The sequence below is a fragment of the Lentzea sp. NPDC058450 genome (assembly GCF_042721395.1).
Lineage (GTDB): Bacteria > Actinomycetota > Actinomycetes > Mycobacteriales > Pseudonocardiaceae > Lentzea.
Genome location: NZ_JBHXLO010000010.1, coordinates 121,992 through 137,205 on the forward strand (window position 1 = coordinate 121,992; position 15,214 = coordinate 137,205).

The 15,214-nt window shown below is 69.5% G+C and carries 17 protein-coding genes and 1 pseudogene; 1 reads left to right on the top strand and 17 read right to left on the bottom strand.

The features are described from left to right. Positions 1–26: 26 nt before the first annotated feature. From dprA to ACFWNN_RS18115, 15 genes and pseudogenes are all read right to left on the bottom strand, one after another. Entirely contained in the window at positions 27–1,241 is a 1,215-nt protein-coding gene (gene dprA / locus ACFWNN_RS18045) for a DNA-processing protein DprA (protein ID WP_382441053.1), read from the bottom strand. Between the two features lie 229 nt (positions 1,242–1,470). Further along, complete coding sequence (locus ACFWNN_RS18050) at positions 1,471–2,991, bottom strand: YifB family Mg chelatase-like AAA ATPase (RefSeq protein ID WP_382441054.1); 1,521 nt, start codon at positions 2,989–2,991, stop codon at positions 1,471–1,473. A gap of 1 nt (position 2,992) precedes the next feature. Then, positions 2,993–3,358 carry a YraN family protein gene (locus ACFWNN_RS18055; protein WP_382441055.1) on the bottom strand — a complete coding sequence of 122 codons (366 nt, stop codon included), beginning with the start codon at positions 3,356–3,358 and terminating at the stop codon, positions 2,993–2,995. A gap of 689 nt (positions 3,359–4,047) precedes the next feature. After that, on the bottom strand, positions 4,048–4,371 hold the full coding sequence (locus ACFWNN_RS18060; protein ID WP_030479657.1) for a DUF2469 domain-containing protein: 324 nt from the start codon (positions 4,369–4,371) through the stop codon (positions 4,048–4,050). Then, on the bottom strand, positions 4,371–5,162 hold the full coding sequence (locus ACFWNN_RS18065; protein ID WP_382441056.1) for a ribonuclease HII: 792 nt from the start codon (positions 5,160–5,162) through the stop codon (positions 4,371–4,373). The genes ACFWNN_RS18060 and ACFWNN_RS18065 overlap by 1 nt, the downstream gene beginning before the upstream one ends. Next, positions 5,159–6,025 (bottom strand): signal peptidase I, encoded by an 867-nt coding sequence (lepB, locus tag ACFWNN_RS18070; protein WP_382441057.1) that lies wholly within the window; start codon positions 6,023–6,025, stop codon positions 5,159–5,161. Before lepB (ACFWNN_RS18070) ends, ACFWNN_RS18065 begins: the two co-directional genes overlap by 4 nt. A 16-nt stretch (positions 6,026–6,041) precedes the next feature. Then, positions 6,042–6,749: pseudogene (lepB, locus tag ACFWNN_RS18075) on the bottom strand (signal peptidase I); the annotation flags it as partial. A gap of 24 nt (positions 6,750–6,773) precedes the next feature. After that, on the bottom strand, positions 6,774–7,133 hold the full coding sequence (rplS, locus tag ACFWNN_RS18080; RefSeq protein ID WP_382441058.1) for a 50S ribosomal protein L19: 360 nt from the start codon (positions 7,131–7,133) through the stop codon (positions 6,774–6,776). 152 nt (positions 7,134–7,285) lie between these two features. Continuing rightward, the gene (trmD, locus tag ACFWNN_RS18085) at positions 7,286–8,032 is read right to left on the bottom strand and encodes a tRNA (guanosine(37)-N1)-methyltransferase TrmD (RefSeq protein WP_382441059.1); all 747 of its coding nucleotides are present in this window, start codon (positions 8,030–8,032) and stop codon (positions 7,286–7,288) included. Continuing rightward, positions 8,022–8,537: a ribosome maturation factor RimM gene (rimM, locus tag ACFWNN_RS18090; protein WP_285645879.1), complete on the bottom strand. Its 516-nt coding sequence runs from the start codon at positions 8,535–8,537 to the stop codon at positions 8,022–8,024. Before rimM ends, trmD begins: the two co-directional genes overlap by 11 nt. Before the next feature lie 19 nt (positions 8,538–8,556). Beyond that, entirely contained in the window at positions 8,557–8,796 is a 240-nt protein-coding gene (locus ACFWNN_RS18095; protein WP_030468017.1) for an RNA-binding protein, read from the bottom strand. Further along, on the bottom strand, positions 8,793–9,236 hold the full coding sequence (rpsP, locus tag ACFWNN_RS18100; protein WP_191303055.1) for a 30S ribosomal protein S16: 444 nt from the start codon (positions 9,234–9,236) through the stop codon (positions 8,793–8,795). Before rpsP ends, ACFWNN_RS18095 begins: the two co-directional genes overlap by 4 nt. Positions 9,237–9,361: 125 nt before the next feature. Next, on the bottom strand, positions 9,362–10,093 hold the full coding sequence (locus tag ACFWNN_RS18105) for a LamB/YcsF family protein (RefSeq protein WP_382441060.1): 732 nt from the start codon (positions 10,091–10,093) through the stop codon (positions 9,362–9,364). Continuing rightward, a complete protein-coding gene (locus ACFWNN_RS18110; RefSeq protein WP_382441061.1) occupies positions 10,093–10,869 on the bottom strand; it encodes a CPBP family intramembrane glutamic endopeptidase in 777 nt (258 codons plus the stop codon). Before ACFWNN_RS18110 ends, ACFWNN_RS18105 begins: the two co-directional genes overlap by 1 nt. Positions 10,870–11,080: 211 nt before the next feature. Further along, on the bottom strand, positions 11,081–11,962 hold the full coding sequence (locus tag ACFWNN_RS18115) for an RNA polymerase sigma-70 factor (protein ID WP_382441062.1): 882 nt from the start codon (positions 11,960–11,962) through the stop codon (positions 11,081–11,083). 124 nt (positions 11,963–12,086) lie between these two features. On the opposite strand from ACFWNN_RS18115, the gene ACFWNN_RS18120 reads away from it, so the two are divergent. Beyond that, a complete protein-coding gene (locus tag ACFWNN_RS18120; protein WP_382441063.1) occupies positions 12,087–12,563 on the top strand; it encodes a carboxymuconolactone decarboxylase family protein in 477 nt (158 codons plus the stop codon). On the opposite strand, the gene ACFWNN_RS18125 is transcribed toward ACFWNN_RS18120, so the two are convergent. Then, a complete protein-coding gene (locus tag ACFWNN_RS18125) occupies positions 12,560–13,615 on the bottom strand; it encodes an amidohydrolase family protein (RefSeq protein WP_382441154.1) in 1,056 nt (351 codons plus the stop codon). The two genes, ACFWNN_RS18120 and ACFWNN_RS18125, sit on opposite strands and share 4 nt — an antisense overlap. Before the next feature lie 2 nt (positions 13,616–13,617). Beyond that, positions 13,618–15,171, bottom strand: a complete 1,554-nt coding sequence (gene ffh / locus ACFWNN_RS18130; RefSeq protein ID WP_382441064.1) for a signal recognition particle protein — start codon at positions 15,169–15,171, stop codon at positions 13,618–13,620. Between the last annotated feature and the right edge of the window lie 43 nt (positions 15,172–15,214).

Consider the following 15,214-nt stretch of genomic DNA (forward strand, 5'->3'; position numbering starts at 1 on the left):
CTGCTCCATCCACAGTGGACTGTCGCTCATCCCAGCTCCAGCTTCTGCCAGCCCTCGTCCAGCCGGAGCGCCAAGCCGGCCAGCTCCAACTCGGGCAACAGCGCCCGAACCCGTTCCAGCGGCACACCCGACTCGACGGACACGACCTCGGCACTCAGCCCGTGCCGTTTGCCCAGGGCCTCGTAGACGCGCATCGCCTCTCCTTGCGGCGCACCGAGGTCGCTCGCCTTCTCGGCGGGTTCGGTGGCGAGGTCGTCGCCGAAGCGCCCCACCGACTCCACGATCTCGGCGACCGAACCGACCGGCACGGCCCGTCCGTCCCGCAACAACTCGTTGCAACCAACGGAACTCGCCGACGTGACGGGTCCGGGAACCACCATCAACTGCCGTCCCAGCGCCAGCGTGATCGCGGCGGTGTTCTTGGCTCCACTGCGCCGTCCGGCCTCCACGACCACGGTGCCGCCACCGAGAGCGGCGATGAGCCGGTTGCGCGTGAGGAACCGGTGCCGCGCAGGCATCACGCCAGGCGGGTACTCGCTGACGATCAGGCCTTCGAGCGCGATCTTGGCGAGCAGTCCCTGGTGCCCGCCCGGATAAGCGGTGTCGGCACCGCACGCCAGGACCGCGATCGTCAGGCCGCCGGCGTTCAACGCGCCGCGATGGGCGGCGCCGTCGATCCCGTACGCGGCACCGGAAACGACCGTCGTGCCCGTCAGCGCCAAGCCGTATGCGAACTCGGCGGCAACGTGGTCGCCGTAAGCACTGGAGGCACGCGAACCAACTACTGCCACGGCCTTGTCCACGACGTCGGCGAGGAAGTGCGGGCCGCGCACCCACAGAGCCAGCGGCTCACCGCCGCAACGGAGGGCGGCGATGTTCTCCAGAGCGAGCAGCGGCCAGCGGGGCCACTCCTCGTCTTCCGGGATTACCAGACGCCCGCCCAGCCTGTCGATGGCGGCCAGGTCGGCCTGAGCGCGTTCTTCGGCTCGCCTCGCCGAGGTCTGACTGGCGACCGAGGGCGAAATTTCGCCGGAGCGAACCAGGTCGGCCGCCTCGACCGGACCGACTTCGGCTACCAGAGCGGCCAGGGCCGCCGGATAGGGCTCAGCCACGCGGGAGAGGTAGGCCCTGGCCAGGCGGACGGTGTCCGAGGCTCGGGTGGACGGGGTGGGGACGGCGGTCACGACCGTGGGCGCTGACAGGGGAACCAGCGCGGTGGAGGGGGTCTGCGGGGTGGTCATCGGAACCACCGCCACGGAAGCCAGCGTTGCCAGGGGTCGGGGTTCCAGGGCTGGGGAGGGCTGGCGCCTAAAGTGCGCTTTCGGACCGTGCAGCGGAGGAGGGTGGCGGCGAGGGCGGTCATGGCGACTCCTTGGTGGGGAGCGGATCGCCCGCCGGGGACGGGCAGGCGATCCGCTCGGGGGCCGGCGTGAGGAGTGGGAGTGGGGTCCGCGGCCGGCGGCTCGGGCGTTAGAGGGCTCTTCGTTCTCTGAACTGGAGGGCCGCTGCCACGTGGTCGTGGGTCGGGCTGTCGGCTTCCGCCAGGTCGGCAAGGGTCCAGGCGACTCGCAGGCAGCGGTCGGCTCCCCTGCCGGTCAGGGCTCCTACGGCCAGGGCCCTGTCGAGGAGGGCCGTCGTCGGTCTCGGCAGCGCGAACTCCTTGCGCAGGGCCGGGCCTGGGACGAGGGCGTTGGAGGGCCAGTTGTGGCCGTTCGCGGACCAGCGGGCGGCTGCGCGTTGCCGTGCCTTGAGCACTCTGGCTCTCACCACTGCCGTCGGTTCCGGCGGGCTGGCCTCGGCGTTGGCCATGGCCATGGTGGCTCGCATGCGGACGCGCAGGTCCACGCGGTCGAGCAGAGGGCCGCTCAGTTTGGACTGGTAGCGGCGGCGGGCCGTGGTGGTGCAGATGCAGTCGATCTCTTTGGGCGGGGCGCAGGGGCAGGGGTTGGTGGCGAGGATGAGCTGGAAGCGGGCCGGGTAGCGGGCTATGCCGTCCCTTCGCGGGATGCGGACTTCGCCCTCTTCGAGGGTCGTCCGGAGGGTGTCGATGGTCTTCTGGCCGAACTCGCAGGCCTCGTCCAGGAAGAGGACTCCCTTGTGGGCTCTGGAAGCCGCACCTGGTTTGGCCATGCCGCTGCCGCCGCCGATGAGGGCGGCTATCGAGGTCGTGTGGTGGACGTTCACGAACGGCGGGCTGGCGACCAGTGGCGTGTCCGCCGAGAGGACGCCCGCCACCGAGTGGACGGCTGTCACGGCCAGGGACTCCTGGCGGCTCAGCGGTGGGAGCAGGCCTGGCAGGCGTTCGGCCAGCATCGTCTTGCCGGTGCCCGGCGGGCCGGTCAGGAGGAGGTGGTGGGCGCCTGCCGCGGCCACTTCCAGAGCCCATCTGGCTTCTGGCTGGCCCACGACGTCGGCCAGGTCGGGGGCTTCCGGTGCTGGTTGGTCCGGCGCCGGTGGGGCGGGGTGCAGGTGTTCGGTGTCGCCTCGCAGCCAGGCGAGGGTTTCGGCGAGCGTCTGGGCGCCGTGCAGCGTGATGCCGTCCACCAGGGCCGCTTCGGGCAGCGCGTCGACCGGAACGATCGCCGTGGTGAGGCCTGCCCTCCTCGCGGCCAGGAGAGCGGGGAGCACGCCCCTGATCGGGCGGACCCTGCCGTCCAGGGCGAGCTCGCCGAGCAGGACGGTCGTGGCGAGGCGGTCGGTGGGGATCGACCCTGCCGCGGCGAGGGTGGCGCAGGCGATGGCCAGGTCGTAGCTGCTGCCGCCCTTGGGGAGGTTGGCCGGGGACAGGCCCAGGACGATGCGTTGCTTGGGCCACTCCTCGTCGCTGTTGCGGACGGCGGCTTTCACGCGCTCCTTGGACTCGTGCAGGGCTGCGTCCGGGAGGCCGAGGAGGTGCGTCCTGGGTTGGCCGGCGCCCACGTCGGCCTCGATCTCGACCGCGATGCCGTCCACGCCGTAGAGGGCCACCGACCACACCTGTGCCAGGCCCATCTCAGGCTCCCCGCAGGTGTTGCAGGGTGGGTTCGCCGGTGGTGGGCCAGGTGATGGAGATCAGGTCGACGCGGACCTCGCACCAGCCGACGTGGTGGGCGGCGAGCCAGCGGAGGGCTGTCCGGCGCAGGCGGGAGAGCTTGCGCTGGTCCACGGCCTCGTCGGGACGGCCCCAGCGCGGGGTGGTCCTGGTCTTGACCTCGCAGACGACCAGGCGGCCGTCCTCCACGGCCACCACGTCCAGCTCGCCGTCGCGGCAGGTCCAGTTGCGGGACAGGACGACGAGGCCCTGGCCTTCGAGGTACCTGCACGCCAGGTCCTCGCCCTGTCTGCCCTTCTCCTGCTGCCTGGTCTCGGCCAGTGCCACTGTGCTCGCCTCCCTGCGGGTCGTTGGAGACGACACTGCCGGGCTGGGAGGAGCGTGCGGTGGGGGCGCGGGGAATCTGTGGACAACTCGGCGGCTGTGGACAAGTCGGCCGTTGTGGATGTTGGAACGGCGGAATTGTCGGTGGGGTGTGCTAGGGCCTCGGCGGGGTGCGGGGTGCGGGGTGCGGGGTGCGGGGTGCGGGGTGCGGGGTGCGGGGTGCGGGGTGCGGGGTGCGGGGTGCGGGGTGCGGGGTGCGGGAGGTGGGAGGCGGGAGGCGGGAGGCGGGAGGCGGGAGGCGGGAGGCGAGTCACAGGGCGGGGCCAGGGTCGGCGGGGTTAGGCGAGCGCGCGGTGCGGGTGGCGGAGGCGGGGTGATTGAACAGAAGGCGAGGCACGGGGGACGTGGTGCTGGCTGCGGCGCGCAGGGCGGAAGGCTCGGCGTGGGACGGCTCGGCACGAGGCAGCGCGGTGGTGAGACAGCGCAGCACGAGGCGGTGAGATGAGGCGCGGCAACGAGACCGGGCTGGGCAGCGCGACACCGTCAGGCGCGGCGGAGTGGCCGGCGGCGGGGCAGACGGTTGGCGTGGTGCGGCTGGACCGGGCACGGCGGTGCCAGGTGGGGCGTGACATGGCGCCGCCCTCGCTTCCCCGTAGCGGCGTACGGGGGGCGAGGGCGGCGGGGTTGGCTTGTCAGCTGGGGAACGGGCCGCTTTCCGGCAGGCGGAGGTCCGGCTTGTCCAGCTCTTCCACGTTCACGTCCTTGAACGTGATGACACGAACGTTCTTGACGAACCTCGCGGGGCGGTACATGTCCCACACCCACGCGTCCGACATGCGCACCTCGAAGTACACCTCGCCGTCGGCGTTGCGCACCTGCACGTCCACCGAGTTGGCCAGGTAGAAACGCCGTTCGGTCTCCACGACGAACGAGAACTGGCTGACTATGTCGCGGTACTCCTTGTACAGCGACAGTTCCATCTCGGTCTCGTACTTCTCGAGATCCTCTGCACTCATTACGCCTCCGCGCGGGTCATCTGCTCCGCGCCCTCCCTCGTCGCGAGCTCCCCGGCGTCAGCCGGGGCTGCATCATTCTGGACCACGGCGGTCGCGGTCGTGCCGCGCGCCACCCTGTGCGGCGCGGCGAGACCGTGCTTGACAGCCGCTGCTGCCACATTTACATACGACCAGCGATGCTCTGCACACGGGCCGTGCTCCATCAACGCTGCCGTGTGCTCTGGTGTGCAGTAGCCCTTGTGCAGGTTGAAGCCGTACTCCGGGTGCCGGGCGTGCAGGTCGGCCATGATTCGGTCGCGCGTGACCTTGGCCAGCACTGATGCCGCCGCCACGCACGCCGCTGCCTGGTCGCCTTTGAGGACGGCCACGTTCGGTGCGGGCATGCCGGGGACCTTGAAGCCGTCGGTCAGCACGTAGCCGGGGTGCGTCGCCATCTGCGCCACGGCGCGGCGCATGCCCTCGATGTTCATGACGTGGATGCCCAGCCAGTCGATGTCCGCGGGCGAAACCACCACTATCGAGTGATCGAGTGCACGCTTCAGGACCAGGTCGTACATCCGGTCGCGCGCGGCGGCCGTCATGAGCTTCGAGTCGTTGAGGCCCTCGAAGCGGGCGGCATCACCCGGTCGGAGGACGCACGCGGCGATCACCAGCGGGCCCGCGCACGGGCCTCGGCCCGCCTCGTCCACGCCGGCCACCGGACCCAGGCCCCGGCGCTCCAGCGTGCTCTGGAGCGCCCAGTTCCCCGACGAGCCCCGCACGACCGCGCGAGGCGGCATCAGCATGGTCATCGGCGGAATCGGTCTCGCACTCGACGCCCGAGCAGCAGAAGCGGCCACGCACCGACGATACCGAGGCCCAGCGGGGCGCTCTCCTGCCATCCCGGTGCGCTCATCGCGACGGACTGCGGGTTGTGGTCGGACACCCCGCCCCACCTCGACGGCGGCAGCACGATCACGCGCGCCTTGCCGATCACGTCGTCCACCGGGACCAGGCCGTTCAGGCCGCCCTGGCCCTGGCAGCGCGAGTCGCACGAGTGGTTGCGGTTGTCGCCGAGCACGAACAGCATCCCGTCCGGGATCTTGAGCTCCTCGAACGACTCCTGCTCGGCCGGCGTGCCCTCATCGTAGTGCTTGTACGGCTCGTCCAGCGGCTTGCCGTCCACCGTCACGCGGTTCTGCTCGTCGCAGCACTTCACGGTCTGCCCGCCGACGGCGATCACGCGCTTGACGAAGTCCTCCTCGTTCGCCGACGGCAGCCCCACCAGCGAGCCGAGCCACGACAACGCCTGCGAGACCGGGTTGGTCGGCTCGTCGGAGATGAAGTCGTTCTGCCACGACGGCGGGCCGCGGAACACGATCACGTCGCCGGGCGCCGGATCCGTGAAGCGGAACGTCACCTTGTCGACGAGCACCCTGTCGCCGTAGCAGTCGGTGCACCCGTGCAGCGTCGTCTCCATCGACTCGGACGGGATCATGTAGACGCGGCCCAGGAAGATCTGGATGCCGATCGCGAGGCCGAACGCGACCAGGATGAGGACGGGCAGTTCCTTCCAGAAGTTGCCCTTTTTCTTCTGCTTCTTCGCTGGCTTGTCCGAAGCGTCCGAACCGGGCTCGTCGGCTGGCGGGTTCTGCTCTGGAGCGTCGTCGACCACGAGATCAGCCTAGGGGCTGGGGGTTGTGATCCGACACAACACTCCACCGATCTTTCGGGAAAACGACGTACCGAGCTTTCCCGATGACGTTTTCGACCGGAACCGTGCCCGCTACGCCCCCACCGCCCTGTTTGCGCGAGTCGGTGGAGTTCATCCGGTTGTCCCCCATGACGAACAATCGTCCCTCCGGCACGCGCACCGGATCGAACGGTTCGTGGTCGGCGGGCGAACTTCCGGCCTGCCAATGCACATAGGGTTCGTCGAGCGGTTTGCCGTCCACAACAACACGGTGCTGCTCGTCGCAACACATCACGGTCTGGCCGGGCAACGCGATGACGCGCTTCACGAAGTCACGTTCGTTCGCGGGCGCGATGCCCAGCAACGAACCGATGTTCCGCACGAAACCCGCGACGGGATTGGTCGACGGCGGGGTGCGGAAGTCCGTGGTCGTCCACGCCTCGGGGCCGCGGAACACGACCACCTCGCCGGGTGCGATGTCGCCGAACCGGTAGACGATCTTGTCGACCAGCACGCGGTCGTTCTCGCAGCCGGTGCACCCGTGCAGCGTGGCTTCCATCGACGCCGAGGGGATCACGTAGACCCGCGCCACGAACGCCTGGATGAGCACCGTCAGCACGACGGCGGTCACCACCACGTAGAGAACTTCTCTCCAAACAGGAGTACGCCCCCGCTCCGGTTCGTCCGGTGCGGAGGCGTCCTCCAAGTCCTCTGGGCTCGATGCCACCGATCAGGAGACCGGCTTGGCCTCGCGCTTCTCCTTGATCTTGGCGGCCTTGCCGCGCAGGTCGCGCAGGTAGTACAGCTTGGCGCGACGCACGTCACCGCGGATGGCGACCTCGATCTCGGCGATGTTCGGGGAGTGCACCGGGAAGGTGCGCTCGACGCCGACGCCGAACGAGACCTTGCGGACGGTGAAGGTCTCGCGGATGCCGCCACCCTGGCGACGGATCACGACGCCCTGGAACACCTGGACGCGCTCGCGCGAGCCCTCGATGACGCGGACGTGAACCTTCAGCGTGTCACCCGCGCGGAACGTCGGGATGTCAGTGCGCAACGACTGGGCGTCGAGTGCGTCCAGGATGTTCATCGGTGGTCCTCACGTGTCTTGAACTACCCAGAGCATGTTCCATGGCTGTGCACGACATGATGGGGGTTCGGCTTGTGTGCGCACGCCGACGTCACACCGGCTGCGGCAACTGGTCCAGTGTGCCAGACCAGGCCTTCCGGAACGAAATCGGGCTACTCCCCGCCCTCGCGCAGGCGCGTGAGCAGGGCGCGGTCGTGCTTGTCGAAAGCATCCGCGGGCAACGATTCCAGCAGGTCAGGACGCCGTTCGAAGGTCCTGACGAGGGACTGGTCACGCCGCCAGCGGTCGATCTTCTTGTGGTTGCCGGAACGCAGCACGTCCGGCACCTCCAGGTCGCGCCACACCAACGGCCGCGTGTAGCTCGGCCCTTCGAGCAGCCCGTCCTGGAACGAGTCCTCGGCGTGCGACTTCGGGTTCCCGAGCACGCCGGGCAGCAGGCGTGCGACCGCTTCCACGATCGCGAGCACCGCCACCTCACCGCCCACGAGCACGTAGTCGCCGATGGACACCTCATCGACACGCACGCGCCGACGAGCGTCATCCACCACACGCTGGTCGATGCCCTCGTAGCGACCACACGCGAAGACGAGGTGCGACTCACCCGCGTACTCGTGCGCCAAAGCCTGCGTGAACGGACGTCCGGCCGGCGTGGGCACGATGAGACGCGTCTCGTCCGTGCACACGTCATCCAGGGCAGGACCCCAGATGTCGGCCTTCATGACCATGCCCGGCCCGCCGCCGTACGGGCTGTCGTCGACAGCCTTGTGCACGTCCTCGGTCCAGTCGCGCAGGTCGTGCACGCCGACGCTGATCAGCCCGCGGTCGATCGCCTTCCCGAGCAACGCCGCGCGCAACGGCGCGAGGTACTCCGGAAAGATCGTGACGACGTCAATCTGCATCGAGCAGACCCTCTGGCGGGTCGATCACGACACGGCCGCCGCGCACGTCCACGGTGGGCACGATCTCGCGCACGAACGGGATCAGCGCCTCGCCCTTGTCACGGATGACCACGAGCAGCTCACCGCCCGGTCCGTGCAGGATCTCCTTGACCGTGCCGATCCTCGTGCCGTCGACGAGTTCGGCCGCGAGCCCTTCGAGCTCGTGGTCGTAGAACTCGTCGGGGTCGCCGGTCGGCGGCAGGTCGTCGGTGCTGCCCAGCAGCAACGTGCCGCGCAACGCCTCGGCGACGTCGCGCGTGACGACTTCCTCGAAACGCACGAGCAGCCGCCCGGCATGAGGCCGGGCGGCTGACACGGTGAGGCTTCGGGACGTGCCGTCACGCAGCTTGGCTTGCATCGTCTTCCCGACCGCGAAGCGCAGTTCGGGAGAGTCAGTGCGCACGTCAACGGCGAGTTCGCCGGTGATCCCGTGCGCCTTGGCCACACGGCCGACAACTACGTCCATTTGCCCTGGAAACTCGTTCTCAGCGGTCGGTGTCGACGACGTCGACCCGCACACCACGACCGCCGATGCCGGCCATCACGGTGCGCAGGGCCGTCGCGGTGCGACCGCCACGACCGATCACCTTGCCGAGGTCGTCCGGGTGGACGTGGACCTCGAGGGTGCGGCCGCGGCGGGTCGTGACGAGGTTCACCCGGACGTCGTCCGGGTGGTCGACGATGCCGCGAACGAGGTGTTCGAGGGCGTCAGCCAACAAACTCACGCCTCGTCCTTGGGCGCCTCGGCGTCAGCCTTGGGCGCGTCGTCGGCCTTCTTGGCCTTCTTCGCCTTCGGCGTGGTGGCCTCGGTCATCGGCTCCTCGTTCGCGGCGGCGAGCGCGGCGGCGAACAGGTCGGCCTTGGAGGTCTTCGGCTCCTTGACGCGGAGCGTGCCCTCGGTGCCCGGCAGGCCCTTGAACTTCTGCCAGTCACCGGTGATCTCCAGCAGGCGCTGGACGGACTCGGTCGGCTGCGCGCCGACACCCAGCCAGTACTGCGCGCGCTCGGAGTCGACCGCGATGAACGACGGCTCTTCCTTGGGGTGGTACTTGCCGATCGTCTCGATGGCCTTGCCGTCGCGACGGGTGCGCGCGTCGGCGACCACGATGCGGTAGTACGGCTGGCGGATCTTGCCGAGACGCTGAAGCTTGATCTTGACGGCCATTGGCCTGGTACTCCTCGAGAGCTCTGTGTTGATGGTTCGCACGGCCGTGGCCCGGGCAGAGGGGCCGACCACGACGGACAGCGGGCAATTGTGCCAGATGGGGGCCGGTGGATCCGAATCGGGTCCTACGCGAACGGCGTGACGGCCCCGAGCGCTTCCCGCACAGCGCGCGCGTGCGCCACAGCACCTGGCGTGTCGCCGTGCACGCACAACGACTCCGCCGACGTCTTCAGCACCGTGCCGTCGACCGCCACGATCTCGCCGTCGAGCAGGCGGGTCGCCCGTTCGATGATCTGCGCGGTGTCGGTGAGCAACGCTCCGGGCTCGCTGCGCGGCACCAGCGTGCCCTCGGGCGTGTAGCCGCGGTCCGCGAACGCCTCCTGGACGCCCCGCAGACCGGCTGCGGACGCCTTCTCCAACAGCTGCGAGCCGGGCAGTCCGAGGATCGGCAGGTCCTTGAACGCCCGTACGCCGTTCACGACTGCTTCGGCTTGTCGAGCGTGATGCACCGTGGCGTTGTACAGCGCGCCGTGCGGCTTCACGTAGACGACCTCGGTGCCTGCTGCTCGTGCGCACGCATCGAGCGCACCGATCTGATAGAGCACCTCGTCGGCCAGCTCCACGGGGTCCGCGTCGATGAACCGGCGGCCGAACCCGGCGAGGTCGCGGTACGACACCTGCGCGCCGATGCGGACGCCGTTGCGTGCGGCTTCCTCACACACACGACGCATCGTGGACGGATCACCGGCGTGGAACCCGCACGCGACGTTCGCACTGCTGATGACGCCCAGCAACGCGGTGTCGTCGCCGAGCTTCCAGATGCCGAAGCCCTCGCCGAGGTCGCTGTTCAGGTCCATCAGATGACACCGACCGAGAGCAGGAGCAGGGACAGGCCGGGCAGGAAGTTGTTCAGCACGTGCGCCACGATGCTCGCCCCGAGGCTGCGGGTGATCAGCCGGGCCACGCCGATCGGGATGGCGATCACCAGCAACAGCCACGTGCGCTGCGGTTCGAGGTGGCTGACCGCGAAGATCACCGTGGTGAGCACGAACGCGGCCCACCGGCTCCAGCCCTGCCGTTCGACGGCGCCCCAGAGCAGGCCGCGGAAGATGATCTCCTCGCAGATCGGCCCGATGAAGCTCATGTAGACGAACATCGTGATGGCCGCGGCCAGCGGGAGGTTCGCCTGGTTGAAGAGCTCGCCGATGGCGCTCGTGGCGTTGTCCTTGCCGACGATCGTCCCCCACAGCCACGCGGCGAAGTAGGTGAAGACCAGGCCGATGACGCCGATCTTGAGTCCGAAGACGACGTCCGCTTTGGTCAGGCTCAGCCGCAGGTCGATCACGGGCCCGTTGCCGCGCACGTACGTGATCACGATCGCGAGCCCGGCCGCGAGCATGATCGGCACGAGCGAGCCGACCAGCACCAGCGTCGGCGACGACTCGAGCGTCGCGCCGTAACTCGCGCCCACGGCCGTGATGAACACGGCACTCAGGATGAAGACGGCCTCGACCAGCAGGAACGCGCCGAATCCCCAGCGCTGGCCCACCCGCTCGGGCTCCGGGTTGCGGCTGATGTCCCGCAACGTCTCGATGAGGCCGTTGCTCGGCTTCACGGATTCCGGCTCACTCACACTCTGCAATTTAGTCACGCCACGTCCGCCGGCGGAGCAACAGCACTCTCATGATCAGCCCACCTCGCGCTCGACGCCGCCGGCCCCAGATCCGAGGTTACTGTGCGGCAAGGGCGGAATCCGGTCCAACCACCTGGTCAATAAATGGTCAGATCGGGTGCCCGCCGGATGTCCTGGTTCTGGTGGTTGGATCGGCGTTCGGACGCCGCCGCTAAACCCCTCGGCGCAATGACGTCTGCTCCTCCATGTGCGTGAGCTTGGCGGGGTTGCGCACCGCGTACAGGCCGCTGATCAGGCCGTCCTCCATTCGGAACGCGATCACCGTGTCGAGTTCGCCGGCGAACCGCACGACCAGCGCCGGGTAGCCGTTGACCTGGGCGGGTTCCATCGACCAGCCGGTGTGCTTGAGCAGTCCGCCGACCAGGAGCCGCGCCACCTTGTCCGCGCCCAGGATCGGCCGCGGCACCGCCTGCTTCACGCCGCCGCCGTCGCCGAGGAGCACGACGTCGGGCGCGAGCAGGTCGAGCAACGCCTGCAGATCACCCGTTTCGGTGGCGCGCTGGAACGCGGCGATCGCCTCGCGGGACTGCTCCTGCGTGACGACCTCGCGGGGACGGCGGGCGGCCACGTGCGAGCGGGCGCGGTGGGCGATCTGCCGGACGGCGGCGGCGTTCTTGTCCACCGCGGACGCGATCTCGTCGTACTCCAGCCCGAACACCTCGCGCAGCACGAACACCGCGCGCTCGGTGGGCGTGAGCGTCTCCAGGACGAGCATCATCGCCATCGACACGCTGTCCGCGAGTTCGACGTCCTCGGCGACGTCCGGAGTGGTCAGCAGCGGCTCCGGCAACCACGACCCGACGTAGGACTCCTTGCGCCGGCCGAGCGTGCGCAACCGCCCGAGGGCCTGCCGGGTCACGATCCGCACGAGGTACGCGCGGTGGTTCTCCACGGCCGCGTGCTCGACGCCGGACCACCGCAGCCACGTCTCCTGCAGCACGTCCTCGGCGTCGGCGGCCGAGCCGAGCATCTCGTAGGCGATCGTGAAGAGCAGGTTGCGGTGGCTGACGAACTCGGCGGTGGCGACATCCATGGTCACAAGACACCAGACGCCGGGCTCTTGTGACAGTGGCCCGGATCACAGTCCGCCGCTGTCACGCGGCACGCGGGTCCGGCATCTCGTGGTCGATCGGAATGCCACTGAGGGAGGAACTCCAATGGAACCGCGCATCAACCTCTTCGCCACCCAGACCGGCGCCAAGCTCGCGAAGCGGTTCGCGGGACTCAACGGCGTGCTGCACGAGTCGACGCTGCCCAAGACCGTGATCGAACTGGTCAGCCTGCGCGCCAGCCAGATCAACGGCTGCGGCCTCTGCCTCGACATGCACGTCAAGGAGGCCATCGCGAACGGCGAGGACCCGCTGCGCCTGCACCTGGTGGCCGGGTGGCGCGAGACGACGGTCTTCACCGACGCCGAACGGGCCGCGCTCGCCCTCACCGAGGAGGGCACCCTGCTCACGCCGCAGGGCACCAGCGACGACACCTGGGAGGCGGTGCGCAAGCACTTCGACGACGAGGAGACGGTCGCGCTGGTCAGCCTGATCAGCCTGATCAACGCCGCGAACCGGTTGAACGTGATCACCCGGCAGAAGGGCGGCAACTACGAGGTCGGGGCCTTCGCCCAGCACCACTAGTGGATGCGGCCCCGGAGCATGACCATGCGCGGCGAGCGGAGGACCTCGAGGTTCTCCCGCGGATCTTCGTCGTACACGACGATGTCCGCCGCCGCGCCCTCGGTCAGCGACGGGAACCCGAGCCACTCCCGGGCGTTCCACGAAGCCGCGCCGATGGCGTCGACCGTGCTCATCCCCACCCCGTGCAACGCGACGATCTCGTCGACGATGCGCCCGTGCCGGATGCCGCCACCGGCATCGGTGCCCGCGTAGACGGGAATCCCGGCCTCGATGGCGGAAGCGACCGTGCGCGACACACGGGCGTGCAGGTCACGCATGTGGGAGGCGTACTTCGGGTACTTGCCGGCCTTCTCGGCGATGCCGGGGAACGTCTCGATGTTGATCAGCGTGGGCACGAGGGCCGTGCCGTGCGAGGCCATCAGCGCGATGGTGTCGTCGGTGAGGCCGGTGCCGTGCTCGATGCAGTCGATGCCCGCGTTGATCAGGCCGGGCAGCGCGTCCTCGCCGAACACGTGGGCCGTGACCTTGGCGCCGGCGGCGTGCGCGACCTTGATGGCCTGCTCCAGCTCCTCGTCCGTCCACAGTGGAGCGAGGTCGCCCTCGCCGCGGTCGATCCAGTCGCCGACGAGCTTCACCCAGCCGTCGCCGTCGGCGGCCTGTTCGGCCACGGCGGTGACCAGGTCCGTCTCCACCTCGACGCTGATGCCCGGGATGTAGCGCCTGGGCTTGGAGATGTGCTTGCCCGCGCGGACGATGCGCGGCAGGTCCAGGCGCTCCTGCAACGGGCGGGTGTCGATCGGTGAGCCGCAGTCGCGGATCAGCAACGTGCCCGCGGCGCGGTCCTCCAGCGCCTGCTCGACGGCCTCGGGCAGCTCCACGCCGCCCTGCGGGCCCAGGCCCACGTGGCAGTGCGCGTCCACGAGGCCCGGCACGAGGAAGCCGCCGTCCACGACCGTCTGGGCGTTCGGGACCGGCCGGGTGCGGACCCGGCCGTTGACGACCCACAGGTCTCGCGGCTCGCCGTCGGGCAGGACGACGCCGCGCAGGTGCATGGTCACTTCTTCTTGTCGTCCCCGTCGAACTTGAACTTCGACGGGTCGAAGCCGGGCGGGAGCTCGTTCATGCCGCCGCCGAGACCGGGGATGTTGGGCATGCCGCCGCCGGGGGGCATGCCGGGCATGCCGCCGGGGAACATGCCGGGCGGGAAGCCGCCCTTCATCTTCGGGGGCGTCGGGCCGCGGCCGCCCTTGCCCTTCTTCCCCTTCTTGCCCTTGCGGGTCTTGCTGCCGCCACCGCCGCCGAAGCCCATCCGGCCGGCCATCGACGCCATCATCTTGCGGGCCTCGAAGAAGCGGGTGACCAGGTCGTTGACGTCGCTGACCTTGACGCCCGAGCCGTTCGCGATGCGCAGGCGGCGGGAGCCGTTGATGATCTTGGGGTCGTCGCGCTCGGCCGGGGTCATGCCGCGGATGATCGCCTGGATGCGGTCGAGGTGCTTCTCGTCCAGCATGCCGAGCTGGTCCTTCATCTGCCCGGCGCCGGGCAGCATGCCGAGCAGGTTCGCGATCGGGCCCATCTTGCGGATCGCGAGCATCTGCTCGAGGAAGTCCTCAAGGGTGAGCTGGCCGGTGTGCAGCTTCGCGGCGGCCTTCTCGGCCTGCTCCTGGTCGAAGTGCTGCTCGGCCTGCTCGATCAGCGTGAGGACGTCGCCCATGCCGAGGATGCGCGAGGCCATCCGGTCGGGGTGGAAGACGTCGAAGTCCTCGAGCTTCTCGCCGTTGGACGCGAAGAGGATCGGCTGGCCGGTGACCTCGCGGACCGACAGCGCCGCACCACCGCGGGCGTCGCCGTCGAGCTTGGTGAGCACGACACCGGTGAAGCCGACACCGTCGCGGAACGCCGTGGCGGTGTTGATCGCGTCCTGACCGACCATGGCGTCGACCACGAACAGGACCTCGTCCGGGTTGACCGCGGCCCGGATGTCGATGGCCTGCTTCATCATCTCTTCGTCCACACCGAGCCGGCCGGCCGTGTCGACGAGGACGATGTCGTGCTGCTTGGCCTTGGCCTCTTCGAGACCGCGGCGCGAGACCTCGACCGGGTTGCCCACGCCGTTGCCGGGCTCGGGGGCGAACACGGGCACGCCCGCGCGCTCACCGACGACCTGGAGCTGCGTCACCGCGTTCGGGCGCTGCAGGTCGGCCGCGACGAGCAGCGGCGTGTGGCCCTGGCTCTTCAGCCAGCGCGCCAGCTTGCCGGCGAGCGTCGTCTTACCGGCACCCTGCAGACCCGCGAGCATGATCACGGACGGCGGGTTCTTGGCGAGGTTCAGCCGCCGGGTCTCGCCGCCGAGGACGTTGACGAGCTCCTCGTTGACGATCTTCACGACCTGCTGCGCCGGGTTCAGCGCCTGGTGGACCTCGGCGCCCTTGGCCCGTTCCTTCACCTTCGCGATGAAGTTGCGGACGACGGGCAGCGCGACGTCGGCCTCGAGCAGGGCGACCCTGATCTCGCGGGCGGTCGCGTCGATGTCGGCGTCGCTGAGCCGGCCCTTGCCGCGAAGGCCCTGGAGAACCGTGGTCAGCCGGTCGGAAAGCGTGGAGAACACGCCCTCCACACTAGCCGTTCACGTCGTCCGGCCCGGTGTGCCT